The 17,685-nt window shown below is 70.9% G+C and carries 16 protein-coding genes; 7 read left to right on the top strand and 9 right to left on the bottom strand.

Features of this window, described 5'->3' with window-relative positions:
• Positions 1-132: 132 nt before the first annotated feature.
• Positions 133-2,412 carry a 6-phosphofructokinase gene (locus FN821_RS09055; RefSeq protein WP_131172197.1) on the top strand — a complete coding sequence of 760 codons (2,280 nt, stop codon included), beginning with the start codon at positions 133-135 and terminating at the stop codon, positions 2,410-2,412.
• Between the two features lie 21 nt (positions 2,413-2,433).
• On the opposite strand, the gene FN821_RS09050 is transcribed toward FN821_RS09055, so the two are convergent.
• The 7 genes from FN821_RS09050 to FN821_RS09020 form a co-directional block, all read right to left on the bottom strand.
• The gene (locus tag FN821_RS09050; RefSeq protein ID WP_131172198.1) at positions 2,434-4,215 is read right to left on the bottom strand and encodes an ABC-F family ATP-binding cassette domain-containing protein; all 1,782 of its coding nucleotides are present in this window, start codon (positions 4,213-4,215) and stop codon (positions 2,434-2,436) included.
• Positions 4,216-4,983: a DUF4191 domain-containing protein gene (locus FN821_RS09045; protein ID WP_131172199.1), complete on the bottom strand. Its 768-nt coding sequence runs from the start codon at positions 4,981-4,983 to the stop codon at positions 4,216-4,218. It abuts the gene before it with no gap.
• 24 nt (positions 4,984-5,007) lie between these two features.
• Entirely contained in the window at positions 5,008-5,934 is a 927-nt protein-coding gene (gene lipA, locus FN821_RS09040; RefSeq protein WP_131172200.1) for a lipoyl synthase, read from the bottom strand.
• A gap of 33 nt (positions 5,935-5,967) precedes the next feature.
• Positions 5,968-6,603: a lipoyl(octanoyl) transferase LipB gene (lipB, locus tag FN821_RS09035; protein ID WP_241660174.1), complete on the bottom strand. Its 636-nt coding sequence runs from the start codon at positions 6,601-6,603 to the stop codon at positions 5,968-5,970.
• A 68-nt stretch (positions 6,604-6,671) separates the two neighbouring features.
• The gene (locus FN821_RS09030) at positions 6,672-8,867 is read right to left on the bottom strand and encodes a 2-oxo acid dehydrogenase subunit E2 (protein ID WP_131172202.1); all 2,196 of its coding nucleotides are present in this window, start codon (positions 8,865-8,867) and stop codon (positions 6,672-6,674) included.
• A 58-nt stretch (positions 8,868-8,925) separates the two neighbouring features.
• Complete coding sequence (locus FN821_RS09025; RefSeq protein WP_131172203.1) at positions 8,926-10,653, bottom strand: FAD-dependent oxidoreductase; 1,728 nt, start codon at positions 10,651-10,653, stop codon at positions 8,926-8,928.
• On the bottom strand, positions 10,595-12,073 hold the full coding sequence (locus FN821_RS09020) for a leucyl aminopeptidase (RefSeq protein ID WP_131172204.1): 1,479 nt from the start codon (positions 12,071-12,073) through the stop codon (positions 10,595-10,597). Before FN821_RS09020 ends, FN821_RS09025 begins: the two co-directional genes overlap by 59 nt.
• Before the next feature lie 99 nt (positions 12,074-12,172).
• Here FN821_RS09020 and gcvT point away from each other — a divergent pair, with 99 nt between their 5' ends.
• Together gcvT and FN821_RS09010 are read left to right on the top strand one after the other, a co-directional pair.
• Entirely contained in the window at positions 12,173-13,267 is a 1,095-nt protein-coding gene (gcvT, locus tag FN821_RS09015) for a glycine cleavage system aminomethyltransferase GcvT (protein WP_131172205.1), read from the top strand.
• A complete protein-coding gene (locus FN821_RS09010; protein ID WP_131172206.1) occupies positions 13,264-13,563 on the top strand; it encodes a hypothetical protein in 300 nt (99 codons plus the stop codon). Before gcvT ends, FN821_RS09010 begins: the two co-directional genes overlap by 4 nt.
• A 4-nt stretch (positions 13,564-13,567) precedes the next feature.
• Here FN821_RS09010 and FN821_RS14265 read toward each other — a convergent pair whose 3' ends face one another.
• Together FN821_RS14265 and FN821_RS09005 are read right to left on the bottom strand one after the other, a co-directional pair.
• Complete coding sequence (locus FN821_RS14265; protein WP_165489311.1) at positions 13,568-13,741, bottom strand: hypothetical protein; 174 nt, start codon at positions 13,739-13,741, stop codon at positions 13,568-13,570.
• Between the two features lies 1 nt (position 13,742).
• A complete protein-coding gene (locus FN821_RS09005) occupies positions 13,743-14,297 on the bottom strand; it encodes a DUF3043 domain-containing protein (protein WP_131172207.1) in 555 nt (184 codons plus the stop codon).
• A gap of 141 nt (positions 14,298-14,438) precedes the next feature.
• Between FN821_RS09005 and FN821_RS09000 the strand changes: the two genes are divergently transcribed.
• The 4 genes from FN821_RS09000 (at position 14,439) to ctaC (ending at position 17,667) form a co-directional block, all read left to right on the top strand.
• Positions 14,439-15,266, top strand: coding sequence for a PspA/IM30 family protein (locus tag FN821_RS09000; protein ID WP_131172208.1), 828 nt, complete (start codon positions 14,439-14,441; stop codon positions 15,264-15,266).
• Positions 15,263-16,180 carry a glycerate kinase gene (locus FN821_RS08995; protein WP_131172209.1) on the top strand — a complete coding sequence of 306 codons (918 nt, stop codon included), beginning with the start codon at positions 15,263-15,265 and terminating at the stop codon, positions 16,178-16,180. Before FN821_RS09000 ends, FN821_RS08995 begins: the two co-directional genes overlap by 4 nt.
• A 111-nt stretch (positions 16,181-16,291) precedes the next feature.
• A complete protein-coding gene (locus FN821_RS08990) occupies positions 16,292-16,636 on the top strand; it encodes a HesB/IscA family protein (protein ID WP_131172210.1) in 345 nt (114 codons plus the stop codon).
• Positions 16,637-16,815: 179 nt separating this feature from the next.
• Positions 16,816-17,667, top strand: coding sequence for an aa3-type cytochrome oxidase subunit II (ctaC, locus tag FN821_RS08985; RefSeq protein WP_277751020.1), 852 nt, complete (start codon positions 16,816-16,818; stop codon positions 17,665-17,667).
• The last annotated feature ends 18 nt before the right edge of the window (positions 17,668-17,685 follow it).

Genomic DNA, 17,685 nt, shown 5'->3' with positions numbered 1-17,685 from the left:
CTGCGGACTCGACTCACCCTGCACAACCCAACAATTCCAGCCCAGAACCGATCAACGCGGCGGACTCGCGGACGGATTGTTCAGCAGGCTCCTAGCCGTGATCCGCCCCAGGCGCCCGCGTCATCGGCCAAGATGGTTCGTGGTGTTGACGAGGAGGCTGACGTGGACTCGGACGTTGTGACGACGAACCTGATCGGAACCGGAAAGCGCCTCGGCGTCCTCACCAGCGGCGGGGACGCTCAGGGCATGAACGCCGCCGTCCGGGCGGTAGTCCGCACGGCCCTCAGCCACGGCGCCGAGGTCTTCGCGATCTACGAGGGCTACCAGGGCATGATCGACGGCGGCGACGGCATCCGCCGCCTCGACTGGTCGGACGTCGGCAGCATCCTGCATCTGGGTGGCACGGTCATCGGCACCTTCCGCAGCATGGACTTTCGCGAACGCGCCGGACGCCTCCGCGCGGCCCGCAACCTGGTCGAGAGGGGCATCGACCGCCTGGTCGTCATCGGCGGCGACGGGTCACTGTCCGGGCTGAACGCCTTCAGCGCCGAATGGCCGGAGCTGGTGTCCGAGCTGGCGGCGTCCGGTGAGATCACGGACGACCAGGCGGCCGCCCACCCGGACCTGCGTTTCGCCGGACTCGTCGGCTCGATCGACAACGACCTGGTCGGCACCGATATGACGATCGGGGCCGACTCCGCCCTGCGGCGCATCGTGGACGCTATCGACGCGCTGGCGTCGACGGCGGCGTCCCACCAGCGCAGCTTCGTCGTCGAGGTGATGGGTCGGCACTGCGGCTATCTGGCGCTGATGGCAGCGGTCGCCGGTGGCTGTGACTACGTGCTCGTCCCCGAGAACCCGCCGGCGGACGGCTGGGAGGAGCGGATGTGCGCCGAGCTGGCGCGCGGTCGCGAGGCCGGACGCCGCGACTCGATCGTCATCGTCGCCGAGGGTGCGACTGACCGCTCCGGACGCCCCATCTCGGCCGACTACGTGAAGCAGGTCATCGAGGAGCGTCTGCACGAGGACACCCGGGTCACGATCCTGGGCCACGTCCAGCGCGGCGGGACGCCCAGCGCGTTCGACCGGTGGTGCTCGACCCTGCTCGGTCACGAGGCCGCCCTGGAGGTGCTGGGCGATCACGAATCCGACGGCCCGGTGATCGGCTTCAAGGGCAACCGGGTGGCTCGGCTCCCGCTCATGGAGGCCGTGCGGCGCACGCGCGAGGTGCCGGCGTTCATCGAGGCTGGCGACTACGACGCCGCCATGGCCGCGCGCGGGGCGTCCTTCGTCGAGATGTTCGGCATCTTCGGCGAACTGGCCGAGCCGGGTCGGGTGCATGCCGATGCGACCAGCAAGCGCGTCGCCCTCATCCACGCCGGCGGCCTGGCGCCAGGCATGAACACGATCGCGAAGGTCGCGGTGCGGCTCGGGATCGCGCGAGGGCACACCATGCTGGGCGTCCAGGGCGGCTTCACGGGGCTCCGCGACGGCCACGTCGTCCAGCTGGGCTGGTCCGACGTGGAGGGCTGGACGGGGGAGGCCGGTGCCCGGCTTGGCCTTCGTCGCGATGTCCCCGAGGTGTCCGACCTCTACCGGATCAGCCGCGCGCTCGAGGATCAGCAGGTCGACGCCCTGATCGTCGCCGGCGGGTGGAACGCGTACCGCGCGGCGCAGCTGCTCTACAGCGAGCGGGACCGCTACCCGGCCTTCCGCATCCCGATTGTGTGCGTCCCGGCGAGCATCGACAACAACTTGCCCGGCAGCGAGCTCGCGGTCGGCGCCGACACGGCCCTGCAGGCGCTGGTCGACGTGATCGACCGGGTCAAGATGTCGGCTGAGGCCGTGAACCGCTGCTTCGTGGTCGAGACGATGGGCCGCTACTGCGGCTACCTGGCCCTGATGAGCGGCCTGGCGGGAGGCGCCGAGCGCGTCTACCTGCACGAGGACGGCATCACGCTCGCTCGGCTCAACGCCGACACGGACTGGCTCGCCCGCTCGTTCGCCACCGGACGCAAGCTGGCGCTGGTCGTCCGCAACGAGAACGCCAACCCGCTCTACACCACCGACGTCGTCACCCGGATCTTCGAGCAGGAGAGCTGCCACCGCTACGACGTCCGGCAGACCGTGGTCGGCCATCAGCAGCAGGGCGGCGCCCCGTCGCCGTTCGATCGGCTGCTGGCGACGCGGCTGGCGTCCCGAGCGTTGAACCGAATCGACGACGAGTTCGCGTCCGGTGGCACGGAGGGCTACTACCTGGGCATCGTCGAGTCGACGCTCCAGGCGCGGCCGATGGCGCACATGATGGCCGAGATGGATCCGACGTTCCGGCGTCCGAAGAAGCAGTGGTGGCTGGGCCTGCGTCCGATCGTGGAGGCTGTGTCCGTCCGTCCCGAGGAGCGCGAGGCCTAGCCCGGACGCCGTCGGCGCAGCTCAGCCTTCGGCGAGCTCGGCGGCTTCCAGCCAGGCGAGCTCGAGCTCGTCACGCTCGTCTTCGAGCCCGGTCAGGCTGGCCTGCAGGGCGGCGAGGCGTCCGTAGTCGGACGCCGCCGAGGCCATGTCGTGGTGCACCTTCTGGATGCGCTGGTTGAGCTTGCCCAGCTGGGATTCCAGGCGCGCGGCGTCCTTCTTCGCCTGCCGCTGCTCCGCGGACTGGCTGGCCGTCTTGGACGCCGACGGCGCGGCCTTGGCCGCCTGTCGGGCCAGCTCGCCGACGGCGCGCCGGTGGTCGAGGTAGGCATCGATGCCGCCGGGCAGCAGCACGCAGGTGCCGTCGCCCATGAGCGCGTAGACGACGTCGCAGACGCGCTCGAGAAAGTAGCGGTCGTGGCTCACCACGAGCAGGGTGCCGGGCCAGGTGTCCAGGTAGTCCTCGACGACGGTGAGGGTGTCGATGTCGAGGTCGTTGGTGGGCTCGTCCAGCAGCAGCACGTTCGGCTCGTGCATGAGCAGGCGCAGGAACTGCAGGCGTCGGCGTTCACCGCCGGAGAGTTCCCCGATGCGGGTCACGAGCCGGTCGCCGACAAAGCCGAAGTCTTCGAGGAGCTGGGCTGCGGACGCCTCCTCGCCGGTCGCCAGCTTCGTCTCGCGCTTGAGCCGGTTCACCGAGTCGAGGACGCGCTCGGAGTCGTCCAGCTCGGTGACGGCCTGCGACAGGTGCGCTAGCCGCAGCGTCTTGCCCTGCTTGACGCGTCCGTGGGTCGGCTTCTGCTCGTGGGCCAGCAGGCGCAGCAGCGTTGACTTGCCGGCGCCGTTGACGCCGACCAGCCCGATCCGGTCGCCGGGGCCGATGGACCAGGTGAGGTCCTTCAGCAGGACGCGTCCGTTCGGCAGCGTGAGGTCGACGTGCTCGGCGTCGAAGACGTCCTTGCCGAGGCGGGTCACCGAGAACTGCTTGAGCGCGAGCTTGTCGCGGGGGTCCGGCACGTCGGCGATGAGGGCGTTCGCCGCCTCGATGCGGAACCGCGGCTTCGAGGTGCGGGCCGGGGCGCCGCGGCGGAGCCAGGCGAGCTCCTTTCGGGCCAGGTTTTGGCGGCGGGCCTCGTTGGCCGCGGCCTGCCGCGACCGCTCCGCCCGGGCCAGGACGTAGGCCGCGTAGCCGCCGTCGTAGGCGTCCACGACGGCGTCGTGGACCTCCCAGATGCGCGTGCAGACGGCGTCCAGGAACCAGCGGTCGTGCGAGACGATCAGCATCGCGGTGCCCGTGGACTGCAGGTCGTTGAGGTGCGCGGCGAGCCACGCGACCGCCTCGACGTCGAGGTGGTTCGTGGGCTCGTCCAAGACGATCAGGTCGTGGCCGCCGAGCATCAGGGCCACGAGGCCGACCCTGCGCCGCTCGCCGCCGGACAAGGCCGCGACGTCGGCGTCCAAGGAAATGTCGGCCAGCAGGTGCTCGACGATCCCGCGGCTGACGGCGTTCGCCGCCCAGACGTGGTCGGCTTCGCCGTCGACGATGACGTCACGCACGGACGCCTCCGGCGCGAAGTCGTCGGTCTGGGACAGGAAGCCGATCGAGGCACCGGACGCCGCCACGATCGAGCCGGAGTCGGGCGTCAGGCGTCCGGTCAACAGCGACAGCAGCGTGGTCTTGCCGTCGCCGTTGCGGCCCACCACGCCGATGACGTCCCCCGCGGAGAGCCCGAGGGAGACGTCATCGAGAAGGATGCGGGTGCCGAACGCGATCGATACGTGTTCGGCAGAGACGATCGCGGCCAACTAACGGCCGCGCATCGCGCGGTTCATGCCCTTGGCCGCCGGCAGCGGCCCCTTCGGCAGGGGAGCCTTCGGCCGGACGGCGTCCAAGCTCTTGAGCTTGGTCTGCGCGGCGGTCTGCTGCGCGGGCTGGATGGCCTTGGGCAACTTCTCGATGGTCTTCTGCAGGTCGGCGAGCTTGACCTGTCCGGTGCCGTCGCCCATCACCATCGTCTGGACGGGGATGCCGAACAAGACCTGCTGGTGCCGCTTCTGCTCCTGGCCGAGCAGCGTCCGGACGCGGGCCGGCTGGCCCTCACCGATGAGCACGACGCCGGAGGGGCCGATGACGCGGTGGACCATGTCCATGTCGCGCGTGAAGGCGATCGCTGAGGTGTAGGTGTACTTCTTGTTGTTGAGCATCGACATCGCAACCTCGGCGGACCCCGCCTGGCCTTGGTAGCGAGCGATGGTGCCAGCCTTGGCGCGGCGCGTGAGGACGAGCAGCAGTCCGAGCAGCGCCATCAGGATCGCCAGGACGGCGATGACCGCCCAGTGCGCCTGCAGGAGGATGCCGAGCAAGACGGCGATGACGATGCCGGCCAGCGCGGCCAGGCCCAGGTACAGGTTGAGCTTCGGGTCGACCTCGGCCGTGCGCTTGTAGACCTCTTTGTACTGGCGCCAGCGTCCCCAGTCGGCGGGATTGTCGCTGGTCTTCTTGCGCAGCTTCTCGGCCTTCAGCGCGGCCTTCTGCTGCGCTTCTAGGGCTTTCGCCTTCTCGCTCTTCGCCATGGCTATCTCGTTCTACTGTGTCGGTCAGTGCGTGCGACGGGCTTCGATGGCCTGCCGGTACAGGCGGCCCGCCCGGTACGACGAGCGTACGAGCGGCCCGCTGAGCACGCCCGCATAGCCTAATGCCTTCGCCTCGGCTTCAAGGTCGGCGAACTCCTCGGGCGTCACCCAGCGGTCGATCGGACGCAGGTGGACGGTCGGCCGCAGGTACTGGGTGATGGTGATCAGGTCGCAGCCGGCGTCGTGCAGGTCGCGCAGCGCGCCGGAGACCTCCTCGCGCGTCTCGCCCATGCCCAGAATCAGGTTCGACTTCGTCACCAGGCCGTCGTTTCGGGCCGCGGTCATGACACCCAGCGAGCGCTCGTAGTCGAAGCCCGGACGGATCTCGCGGAACAGCCGCGGCACCGTCTCGACGTTGTGCGCGAACACCTCCGGACGCGTCTCGAACAGCTGAGCCAGCAGCTCGGGGCGTCCGGAGAAGTCGGGGGCGAGCATCTCGACGCCGACGCCGGGGTTGACCTCGTGGATCTGCCGGATGGTCTCGGCGTACAGCCAGGCGCCCAGGTCGTCGAGGTCGTCGCGGCAGACGCCGGTGACCGTCGCGTAGCGCAGGCCCATGGTCTTGACGGACGCCGCCACGCGCGCCGGCTCCTCGGTGTCGTAGACCGTCGGCTTGGCCGACTCGATCTGGCAGAAGTCACACCGGCGCGTGCAGGCGTCCCCGCCGATGAGGAAGGTCGCCTCGCGGTCCTCCCAGCACTCGAAGATGTTGGGGCAGCCGGCCTCCTGGCACACGGTGTGCAGGCCCTCGGACTTCACCAAGCTGTGCAACTCGCGGTACTCGGGCCCCATGACGGCGCGCGTCTTGATCCAGGCGGGCTTCTTCTCGATGGGCGTCTGGGCGTTCTTCGCTTCGATTCTCAGGAGGCGGCGCGGCTGGGTCTGGGTCACGCCTGCATCGTACCTGCGGTCGGCCCGGACGCCTCAGCGGCTGAATCCGGACGTCTCGTAGGGCTCCCAGGTGAGCAGCTCGGCGAGGTGTGGGGTGATGGCGTCCATGGTCTCGACCAGGGTCGGGGGGGTGCCCATGACCTCGTGCTCGATGCACGTGACGCCGGCGTCCGCGATGCCACAAGGGATGATGCTCGCGAACGGGCCCAGGCTGGCCGCGGTGACGTTCAGGGCGAAGCCGTGCAGCGTCGTCCGCCGACTGACCCGGACGCCGATGGCGGCGATCTTGCGCTCGGGGCGTCCGGCGTCGGGATCGAGCCAGACTCCGGTCCGGCCCTCGACGCGTCCGGACTCGACGCCGTAGCCGCGCAGGGTGCGGATGATGGCCTCTTCGAGACGCCGGACGTAGGCCAGGGGACCGACCCGGTCGGGCAGCGGCAGGATCGGATAGCCGACCAGCTGGCCCGGACCGTGGTAGGTGATCAGCCCGCCGCGGTCGACCTCGACGACCGGCGTCCCGTCGACCGGACGCTGCTCGGCGGCGGTGCGGCGTCCGGCGGTGTAGACCGGCGCGTGCTGGACGAACAGCACCTGCGGACCGATCTCACCGGACGCCACTCGCGCATGGACCTCGCGCTGCAGCGCCCACGTCGGCTCGTAGTCGGCCAACTCCGCCGGAACGGACCGCAGCCCGAGAACACGAAAGGTGATCCCGGGCTGCGGTGCGTCGTGACTGGTCAGAGCCCGAACTCCGCTCCGAAGTCGCCCTCCTCGAGGCGGGCCTTGACGAAGCTGAGGTAGCGGGCCGCGTCGGCACCGTCGACCAGGCGGTGGTCGTAGGTGAGGTTGAGGTACATCATGTCGCGCACCGCGATGATGTCGCCCATGGCCGGATCGGAGATCACGACCGGACGCTTCACCAACGCACCCGTGCCCAGGATCGCGACCTGCGGCTGGTTGATGATCGGCGTGTCCATGAGGGTGCCGGCCGAGCCGTAGTTCGTGATCGTGAACGTGCCGCCGGACAGCTCGTCCGGGTTGACCTTGCTGGCGCGCGTCCTGGCGGCCAGGTCGGCGATCTTCTTGGCGAGGCCGGTGACGTTGAGGTCGCCCGCGTCCTTGATGACCGGGACGAGCAGGCCCTTCTCGGTGTCTACCGCCACGCCCAGGTCCTGGGTCGAGGCGTAGGTGATGATCCCGGCGTCCTCGTCGATGGTGGCGTTGACCTTCGGGAACTGCTTCAGCCCCTCGATCGCCGCTTTCGCGATGAACGGCAGGTACGACAGCCCTGCGCCCTCGCGCGCCTTGAAGGCGTCCTTGGCCTTGTTGCGCAGCTGCGAGATGGTCGTGAGGTCGACCTCGACGGTGGCCGTGAGCTGCGCGGAGACGGCGAGCGACTCCTTCATCCGCTTGGCGACGGTCGCGCGGAGGCGGCTCATCTTCTCGGTCGTTCCGCGAACGGACGCCGCGGGTGCGGCCGCCGCTGCGGCCGGCTTCGCTGCAGCCGCCGGGGCGGCAGGAGCCGGGGCGGCAGCAGCGGGGGCGACCGTTGCAGCCGGAGCGGCCGGTGCCGCGAGCGGGGCGGCTGCCACGGGGGCGGGAGCGGCTGCCGCAGGTGCCGCTGCCGCGGGGGCGGCGCCGGACGCGGCGGCGAGGACGTCCTCCTTGCGGATGCGTCCGCCGACGCCACTGCCCTTGACCGAGGCGAGATCGACGCCCTTGTCAGCCGCCAGCTTTCGGACCAACGGGGTCACGTACCCGGCGGGGCCGGCCGGGACGGGCGCCGGCGTGGGTGCCGAGGGCGCGGGAGCAAGGACGGCGGCGGGCGCCGCAGCCGGCGCGGCCGGGACCGGCTGGCCGACGGCCTCGGCGGTCTGGACGTCGTCCTCGTCGGGGGCCTCGGCCTCGTACTCCGCGGCGCCGGCCTCGCCGATCACCGCGAGCACCTCGCCGACCTTGGCGACGCCATCCTCGGGGACGCGGATCTCCAGCAGGACGCCGGACGTGGGCGCGAGGATCTCGGTGTCCACCTTGTCGGTGGAGACCTCGACGATCGGCTCGTCGATGTCGACTTCGTCGCCGACCTGCTTGATCCACCGCGAGATGGTGCCCTCGGTGACCGACTCGCCCAGCGCCGGTAGCGGCACGTCGATGCCCGTGGCTGGCGCCTTGGGCTTCGGGACAGCGGCCGGGGGAGCCGCGACCGGCGCAGCCGCGACGGGCTCGGGCGAGGCCACGGGGGCAGGCGCAGGGGCCTCGGCGACGGGGGGAGCGGACGCGGCGGGGGCGGCCTGGGCTGCACCTGCGGCGTCCCCGATGATCGCGAGGACGCTGCCGACGGCGGCGGTCTCGTCTTCGGCGACGCGGATCTCGAGCAACGTGCCGGCGGCGGGGGACGGGATCTCGGTGTCGACCTTGTCGGTGGAGACCTCGACGATGGCCTCGTCGGCCTCGACATGGTCGCCGACCTGCTTCAGCCAGCGCGAGATGGTGCCCTCGGTGACCGACTCACCGAGCGCGGGCAGTGTGACCTCCACGCCCTGGGCGGGTGCGGAAGCGGCCGCGCGACGCGGCTGAGCCTCGGCCTCTTCGACGGCCGGGGCCGCCACGGGCGCGGGCTGTTCGGTGGACGGGACGGCCGGGTTGGCGACGGTGTCGGCGGCGGCCGGGGCTGCGCCACCCGCGGTGGACTCGCCCTCCTCGCCGATGATGGCCAGGACGGCGCCGACCTGGGCGACATCGTCCTCGGCGACCAAAATCTCCAAGAGCACCCCGGCGACGGGCGCCGGCAGCTCGGTGTCGACCTTGTCGGTGGAGACCTCGACGATCGCCTCGTCCGCCTCCACCCGGTCGCCGACCTGCTTCAGCCAGCGCGAGATCGTGCCTTCGGTGACGCTTTCGCCGAGGGCGGGAAGGGTTACGTGTGTCGACATGGATCGGACTCCTTCTGCGCTGTCTGCCGGGTGCTTCGCTGTCTGCCGGGATCTGCCGTCAGCCTAGCCCGATGCTTCCCCCACGCCCACCCGGGTTCCGTCTCTGGCCTGCGTCCGCGTGCTCGTCGGACGCCGCGAGCTGGGCCACCGCGCGGTGGGCGTCCACCAACGCGGACGCCAGCGCCGCACCTACGCCGGGGGATGTGCCGACGAAGAGCGAGGCCGCCGTGCCGGCGACGGCATAGAGCCCCGGGAGCGGTCGGCCCTCGGCGTCCAGGACGCGCGCGTCGGCGTCCGTCAACAACCCGCCCTTGGTGCCGGAGTCGCCGGGGTAGACCGGGACGGCCCAGTAGGGCGACTTCTCCAGGGTGCCGAGGCAGGGGTTACGCCGGGAGGTCGGGTCGCCCTGGGAGCGGTCGACGATGGACGCCCCGCGGCCGAAGTCGCTGTCGCGGCCCTTGGCCGCCAGCCCGTTGAACCGGACCACGGTGCCGAGCAGTCCGGCCTGGTCGATCTTCAACTCGGTGGCCAACTCGGCCAACGACGTGGCCTTCACGACGCCGTCTGCGTCGGCGCGCGGCGTGGACCCTGGCAGCCAGGGTCCGAGGCGATAGCGCTGCCGATGCCGGTGGTCGAGGATCAGGTAGGCCGGGATGGCCCGCACCCTGCGGTTGCGCGCGTACAGCGCGCGTCCGGCCTCGGGCGCCGGGCCGGCCTCGTCGAAGAACCGGTCGCCCGCCCGGTCGACGATGATGCCGTGGGGGAGCGACCGCTCTGACGTCATGCGGTAGGTGACGTCGTCGAAGCGGGCCACGACGGTCCACCACGCCTCGCCCATCTCGACCAGGCGCCCGCCGACCGCCACGGCCGCTCTCATGCCCGCGCCCGTGTTGGTGGCCAGGCCGGTCGTCCAGGACGCGTCCGTCGGCAGCGGAAGGTGCTCGCGCCGCCAGTCGGCGTTGCCCTCGAAGCCGCCACAGGCGAGGATCACGCCCCCGTGGGCCTGCACCTGAAGCGGACGCCCCTCGCGCAGGACCTCGGCCCCCGTGACGCGTCCGTCCCTGCTGACCAGACCGGTCAGCTGGGTCGACGGCCACACCTTGGCGCCGAGCCGGGTGGCCTCCAGCAGGAGGCGTCCGGAGAGGGCCGCGCCCCCGAGCACGACGTCCTTGGTCGGGTTCAGCAGTCGGTGGCCGAGCGCGGACGCCGCCGCGACGAGCCCGCGCGGGGACCGCGGCATGATCTCGAGGGCGTAGTCGCTGCCGCGCAGCCGATCGGCGAGTGGCCCGAGCAGCTTCTTGTCGAAGGGCGCCGCCGCGACGACGCGGCCGCTGCGCCGGGCCTGAGGCGCCTCCGGATGGAAGTCCGGCTTGCCGCGGACCACCCCCAGCCCGACCTGGTGGGCATCCAGCCAGGCGCCGACGGCGGCGCTGGTCTCGGCGAAGGCGTCCCGTCGCGCCGCGGACGACGCGGCACTCGGAGCGCCGAGGATGGCGTCCAGATGAGCCCGGATGTCTGCCGGACGGTCGGGTCCGCCGAACTTGGCGCCGTGCTCGGTGCCCGGCAGCCACAGTTGCCCGGTGTCGGCGGCCGTGGAGCCGCCGAGCAGCTCGCTCGCCTCGACGACGACCACGCCGAGTCCGACCGCGGCCGCCTGGGCGGCGGCGTACAGCCCGGCCGCCCCGGCGCCGACGATCAGGACATCGGTCTCGAGCGTCTCCACGGCGTCAGCGGGCCAGCGACCGGGCCAGCGCGACCAGCGTCCGGACGCCGACGCCCGTGCCACCCTTCGACACGTAGTCGTACGGCTTGTCCGCCCAAGCGGGACCGGCGATGTCGAGGTGCGCCCACGGCGTCCCCTCCGGCACGAACTCGCGCAGGAAGGCGGCCGCCGTCAGGGCCCCGCCCGGACGCGGGCCGGTCGACTTGAGGTCGGCCACGTCCGACTTGAGATGCTCGGCCATCTCCTCGGGGATCGGCAGCTGCCAGAAGGCCTCACCGGCCATCTCGGCGGCGTCCAGGACGGTGTCGGCCACGTCGTCGTCGCTGGCCATCAGCCCGGCTGTCCGGTCGCCCAGCGCGATCTGGCAGGCGCCCGTCAGGGTCGCGATGTCGATGATGAGGTCGGGCGCGAGCTGGCCGGCCAACGACAGCGCGTCGGCCAGGACGAGGCGTCCCTCGGCGTCGCTGTTGGTGTTCTCGACGGTCTTGCCCGAGTGCATCGTGAGGACGTCGGAGGGCCGGAAGGCCGTCGACGAGGGCATGTTCTCCGCCATCCCCGCCAGCACCGTGACCTTCACCCTGAGCCCCAGCTGCGCGATGGCCTTGATGGCCGCGAGGACGGCGGCCGCCCCGCCCATGTCGCACTTCATGTTGATCATGCCCTCGGCGGGCTTCAGGTTGAGGCCGCCGCTGTCGAAGGTCAGCCCCTTCCCGACCAGGACGAGGTGCGCCTTCGCCCCGCGCGGCGCCCAGGAGGCCTTGACCAGGCGCGGGGGTCGGGCCGAGCCGCCACCGACGGTCAGGATGCCGCCGAAGCCGCCCTTCGCCAGCGCTTTCTCGTCGAGCACCTCGACGTCGACCCGCAGGCCCTTGAGCTCGTTGCGCGCGGACTCGGCGAACGTCTCCGGGTAGAGGACGTTCGGCGGCGTGTTGACCCAGTCGCGAGCCAGCCAGACGGCCTCGGCCGTTGCCTTGGCCGTCGCCAGCGCGTCGGCCGCGGTCCGCGGACCGACGATGTCGATGCTGGACGCCGACGCCGCGGCCTTGCCGAGGCCGGGCTTGGAGTAGCGGTACGCGCCGAGCAGGGCACCCTCGGCCGCCGCGCTCAGCACCTCGGGATCGTTGGTGTCGAGGCTGACCCCGATCGTCACGGACTTGTCACCGGACGCCTCCAGGGCGCGCCGGACGCCGAGCGCCGCGGCCCGGCGGACGCGGTCGGGCGTGACGTCGGCGTCCCCTAGGGCGGTCAGTACCAGCAGGCCGGACGGTCCGGGCAGGACCGCCGTCGAGCCCGGCTTGGTCGAGGCCCCGACGCGGGTCGCCAGCACCTCGAGGGGAGCCCCGTAGCGCTTGGCCACCTCGGCCGCCAAGGCCTCGGGAGCGCCGACGGTCACGGGGCTGCCGGCCGAATCCGCGAGGCCCAGCACGGTGACGTCCAGACCTGGGGTAAGGGCGGTGACCAAACTCATGATCGGTGGCTTCATGGGCTCCTCCAAGGCGTTCGTAGGTGTCCCACGATAGCCATGCGTGCGACCTGGTGGGGGCGCGCTCGTCGCGCCGTCAGGCGTAGTAATTTCAAGGTCATGTCCGAACTGAAGACCTCTCCTCTGCACGATCGTCACGTGGCTCTCGGCGCCAAGTTCGCCGAGTTCGGCGGCTGGTCGATGCCGCTGCAGTACACCTCGATCGTCGCCGAGCACAACGCCACCCGAAACGCCGTCGGGGTATTCGACGTGAGCCACCTGGGGAAGGCGCTCGTCAGCGGGCCGGGGGCGGCTGAGTTCGTGAACGCGTGCCTCGCCAACGACCTGCGCAAGATTGGTCCGGGGCAGGCGCAGTACACGCTGTGCTGCACGGAGTCGGGCGGGGTCGTCGACGACCTGATCGCCTACTACGTCGCTGACGATGAGTTGTTCCTGGTGCCGAACGCCTCCAACACCGCCGCCGTCGTCGCCATGCTCCAGGCCGCCGCGCCGGAGGGCATCACCGTGACCAGCCAGCACGACGACTACGCGGTGATCGCCGTCCAGGGTGACGCGAGCGACCAGGTGATGCGGGCCATCGGCGCCCCGTGGGAGCTGCCCTACATGGCGTTCGTCGACGGCACCGCGGCCGGGGTGCCGGTGCGCGTGTGCCGCACGGGGTACACGGGCGAGAAGGGCTACGAGATCGTCACCGCTTGCTCGGACGCGGGCGCCGTGTGGGACGCCATCATGGACGCCGGCCAGCCGCTCGGACTGCTCGCCTGCGGGCTCGGCGCGCGGGACACGCTGCGCACCGAAATGGGCTACCCGCTGCACGGCCACGAACTGAGCCTGGACATCAACCCGGTCGAGGCCGGCGCGGGCTGGGCCGTCGGCTGGGCGAAGGACACCTTCTGGGGAGCCGAGGCGCTCAAGACCGTCAAGGCCGCCGGACCCGCCCGCCGCATGCGCGCGCTCAAGGCGTCCGGCAAGGGCATTCCGCGCCCGGGCATGGAGGTCGTGGACGCCGACGGCAAGCACCTCGGCGTGGTGACGTCCGGCACGTTCAGCCCGACGCTCGGCACGGGCATCGCGCTCGCGCTGCTCGACCCGGCGGTGACGTTCGGTGACGCGGTGTCTGTGCAGGTCCGCGCGCGCACCGAGCCGTTCACGGTCGAGAAGGCGCCGTTGGTGACGCCCCAGGTTCGTTCGTGAAGTCGATCGTCGCCCACCTGTCCCTGGTCGTGGTCGGGTCGGCGGCGATCCTCTGGGCGCTCGTGCTCGGCGCCTCGCCCGCGCTCATGTGCCGCGACGCGGTGATGCGTCCGGGGGACTCGTGCGCCAGCGCCGACGGGTCGCAGACCCAGACCTACGAGCAGCGGGCCAGCACCTGGCAGGGTGCTCGCCCCGTCGTGGGGGCCGTGGGTCTGGCCCTGGTGGTGTTCGGGGGCGTGCTGGTCGTCCAGGACGCCCGGACGCGTCGGACGGATGCCGCGGCGTCCGTCGGGTAGCAGCTCAGGTGAGCAGGCTCATCGGGCCGTAGACGACGTGGGTCTCGTCGTACAACGTGACGGCCTCGACGCCGTCATCCACGAGGTCCAGGTAGCACTCGGTCAGCCACGCTTCGGCTTCGGCGCGGGTGGGGAAGTCCTGGCTGCGGTAGTCGGCGGCCTCCCAGTGGAAGCTCACGTCAGATCTTGTCCCCGCGCTTGACGCGCGGTGCCGGGATGCGCCAGCGGCGGATCGACATCTGCCGGTTCCAGCCGTAGAACATCATGCCCTTGAGGGGGCGTCCGGGGATGCGCTCGGCGGCGAGGCGCTTGTAGCGCGTCCACATCAGCATGATGTCGGTGATGATCAGCGCGAGGATGCCCCACATGAAGTAGAGCGACATGTCGGCGATCGTGCGCAGCGCCGGAATCATCACGAGCAGCAGGACGACCAGCATGAGCGGCAGCGCGATCTCGCCGACGTTGAAGCGCGAGTCGACGACGTCGCGCATCAGGGCCCGTTCGGGCAGGTTGTCGACGGCCGTCATCTGGGCCCGGCGGCGCTGATCGGTCGCCTCCCGGTTGATCTGCTTGGCCTTTTTCGGGTCCAGCTCGGGGTGCAGGCGCGCCATGCGCGCCGCCTCGGCCTCGCGCCGGGACGGCGTCGGCCGGTCCTTGCGAGCGGCCTGGCCGGGGGACGCGGGCGGTTCCGGCGTGACCGGAGTCGAGTTCTTGGACGACTTGAACAGGCCCACGGTGATCCTTCGCGCGACGGGGGACGACGGATCGTCAGTCTAGGCGAGCGGACGGCCCGCGTGTGATTCCGCGCCGAGCGGACCGGACGTTGCCGGACCGCCTACTCTGGTGGCGTTCGTCGGCCCCCTGGAAGGACCCTCATGCCCGGCATTTTCGACCGTCTCAAGATGATCTTCGGCGCCAAGGCGGACGCCGCGCTCGATCGGCTCGAGGATCCGCGCGAGACGCTCGACTACTCCTACCAGCGGCAGCTCGAACTGTTGCAGCAAGTGCGCAAGGGCGTGGCCGAGGTGGCGACGAGCCGCAAGCGCCTCGAGTTGCAGGTCGGCGCCCTGAACCAGCAGATCGACAAGTACACCGACGCCGCACGCCAGGCGCTCGCCATGAACCGGGAGGACCTGGCCCGCGAGGCTCTCACCCGCAAGGCGGGCCTGCAGGCGCAGCTCGGCGACCTGCAGGGCCAGTACGCGCAGCTGCAGGCCGAAGAGGAGAAGCTGATCCGCGCGAGCCAGCAGCTGCAGTCCCGGGTCGACGCCTTCCGCACCAAGAAGGAGACGATCAAGGCGACCTATTCGGCGGCCGAGGCGCAGGCGAAGATCGGGGACGCCTACGCGGGCCTCGGTCGGGAGATGGGCGACATCGGCCTCGCGATCGAGCGGGCCGAGGACAAGACGCAGCAGCTCCAGGCACGTGCGGGCGCGGTGGACGAGCTGCTGTCGTCCGGCGCCCTCGCCGATCCCCTGAGCACCGGCTCGGACGACATCACTCGCGAGCTGAACGCCCTGGCGTCCACCGCGCAGGTCGACAACGAGCTCGAACAGCTGAAGCGTTCGCTCGGGCAGCTCGAACCCGGGGCGCCCACGCAAGCCACGCCGCAGCTGCCTGCGGGCCAGTGGCAGCAGCCGAAGAACTCCCCGGCCGCGGGCGAGTCCGGCGCCGCGAGCCAGAGCGAGGCACCTTCGGCGTGAGCCGTGTTCTCGTCTGCAGCGATCGGATCGGTCTCGCGGACCCGGTGATCGCCAGCCGGGCGATTGCCTCAGGCTTCGCCTCGGTCGCACCGGGAGGCCACCAGTTCGCGGTGGTCCCGCTCGCGTCCTCCGGGCCGGACCTCGGTGCCGCCCTGTCTGCCCTCGGGCAGGAGACCACGCTGGTGACGTCCGGTGATCCGGTCGACCTCGGACGCCGCACGCGAGCCGCTATGGACGCGGGTCCGGGCAGGCTCCTGGTCGACCTCACGCCCCTGGCCGAAGCCACCCCGGACGACATCGTCGGGCTCCTGGCCGGGCTGGGGATCGACGCCGCGACCGACGACCCCGGACGCCTGCGCGGCCTCGGCGCGGCGGTCGACCTTCTCGTGATCCTGCCCGGTGACCAGTCTGCCCACCGGTTGCTCGGCCTCGAGGGAGTGGCCGCGCGGCTCGGCTACGCGGCTGGTCGTCCGGTGGCCGACGTTCTTGCCGAGGACGCCGAACTCGCGCGGCGGGCGTCCGATTGGGGCGTCGAGGACGCGCCCGGGCTGGGAGCGGCCGGTGGCCTGCCGCTGGTCTTCGCGGCTCTGGGCGGACGCCTCCTCTCCGGTTTCGCCGCGTGCGTGGCGGCCGCACGGTTGACGGAGACTCTCTCCCGCTGCGACCTGGTGGTCGTCGGCACGGATACCTTCACGATCGGCAACTTCGGCGGGCCGGCCGTGCTGGGACTGGCGCCGCTGGCGTCCGAACGGGGCATCCCGTGCTTGGCCCTGGCCGGATCGGTCGACATCTCCGTGCGGGAGGTCCGACGACACGGCATCGAGGCCGTCCAGTCGCTGGCGGGGGGCGGCACCCTGGACGCCGATGCCATCCGCGAGGCGTCCGCCCGGGTCGCCCGGACCTGGCTGGCCTGAGCGACACCCTGTCTCGACATCGCGCCGACTCGACGTACACTGGCGCGGAATAAGCCGCCTCGCCGGCGGGGTTTCACCCACACCACGACATACTCACTGTGAGGAACCGATATGAGCGTTGACCAGCAGACCCAGGGCATCATCCTGACGGAAGCTGCCGCCAACAAGGTCGCCGCACTCGCGGCGTCCGAGCCCGACGAGAACCTGCACCTCCGCATCGGAGTCGCCGCCGGCGGCTGCTCGGGGCTGCGCTACCAGCTGACGCTGGACGACAGCGACCTGGACGGCGACGTCGCCTTCGAGTGGTACGGCGTGAAGGTCGTCACCGACCGCATGAGCGCGCCGTATCTGCAGGGTGCGACCATCGACTTCGCCGATACGATCGAGCAGCAGGGCTTCACGATCGACAACCCGAACGCGTCCGGATCCTGCGCCTGCGGCGACAGCTTCAACTGACCCACAACCACACGCCCACTAGCGCTTCCGGCCAGGAAACTGTCTGTCCATTCCCGCGGAACGGGGGAGGCGCCGGTGGGCGTGTTTTGTTAGGGTGACCGCAGCATTACCAGGCGTGAATCCCCCTGGCGAACGCGGCGCGCGGCGGCGCGGACGCGGGGACGATCGAAAGGCGCAACGTGGGTAGATCACTACGGACACCAGGCCGCATCGCGGCGGCGAGCATCGCCGCCTCGGCGACCCTGCTGCTTTCCGGATGCTCAAAGGACACTGCGGACCAGTGGGCCCGCTGGGGCATGCCGGTGGCGGCCAGTGACCGAGCCCCCCATATCGGCAACCTCTGGAACGGCGCCTGGATCGCCTCGATGGTGATCGGCGTCTTCGTCTGGGGCCTTATCGGCTGGGTGATCTTCCGCTATCGGCGCAAGCACGAGGGCGAGACCCCGCGCCAGAACCGGTACAACCTGCCGCTGGAGATCCTGTACACGATCGTTCCGGTGCTCATCATCTCGGTGCTGTTCTTCTTCACCGTGCAGGCGCAGGACGCCGTGGGCAAGAAGGCCGACGGCCCCGTTCACACGGTGAACGTCATCGGGCAGAAGTGGTCCTGGACGTTCAACTACATGGAGGACGCCAACTCGAGCATCGGCGCCACGGTCCATGAGGTGGGCACCCTGGAGAAGATCCCGGATCTGTACCTCCCGGTCGGCGAGCCGGTGCGGTTCAACTTGTACTCGGCCGATGTCGACCACTCGTTCTGGATCCCGGAGTTCTACTACAAGCTCGACGTGCTGCCCGGCCACCCGAACAGCTTCGACGTGACCCCCACCCGCGTCGGCACGTACCTCGGCAAGTGCGCCGAGCTCTGCGGCACCTACCACTCAGCCATGCTCTTCAACGTGCACATCGTGAGCGTCGACGAGTACAACGCCAAGATCAAGGAACTGGCCAGCAAGGGCCAGACCGGCGAGATCAAGCCGCCGTCCTTCTCGGCGACCGGCCCGCTCTACGACTCGAAGAAGGAGGGCTGATCCCATGAGCTCCACCGT

The sequence above is a fragment of the Propioniciclava tarda genome (genome assembly GCF_900182665.1).
GTDB classification, from domain to species: Bacteria; Actinomycetota; Actinomycetes; order Propionibacteriales; family Propionibacteriaceae; genus Propioniciclava; species Propioniciclava tarda.
This window is presented reverse-complemented; position numbering and strand designations above follow the sequence as displayed.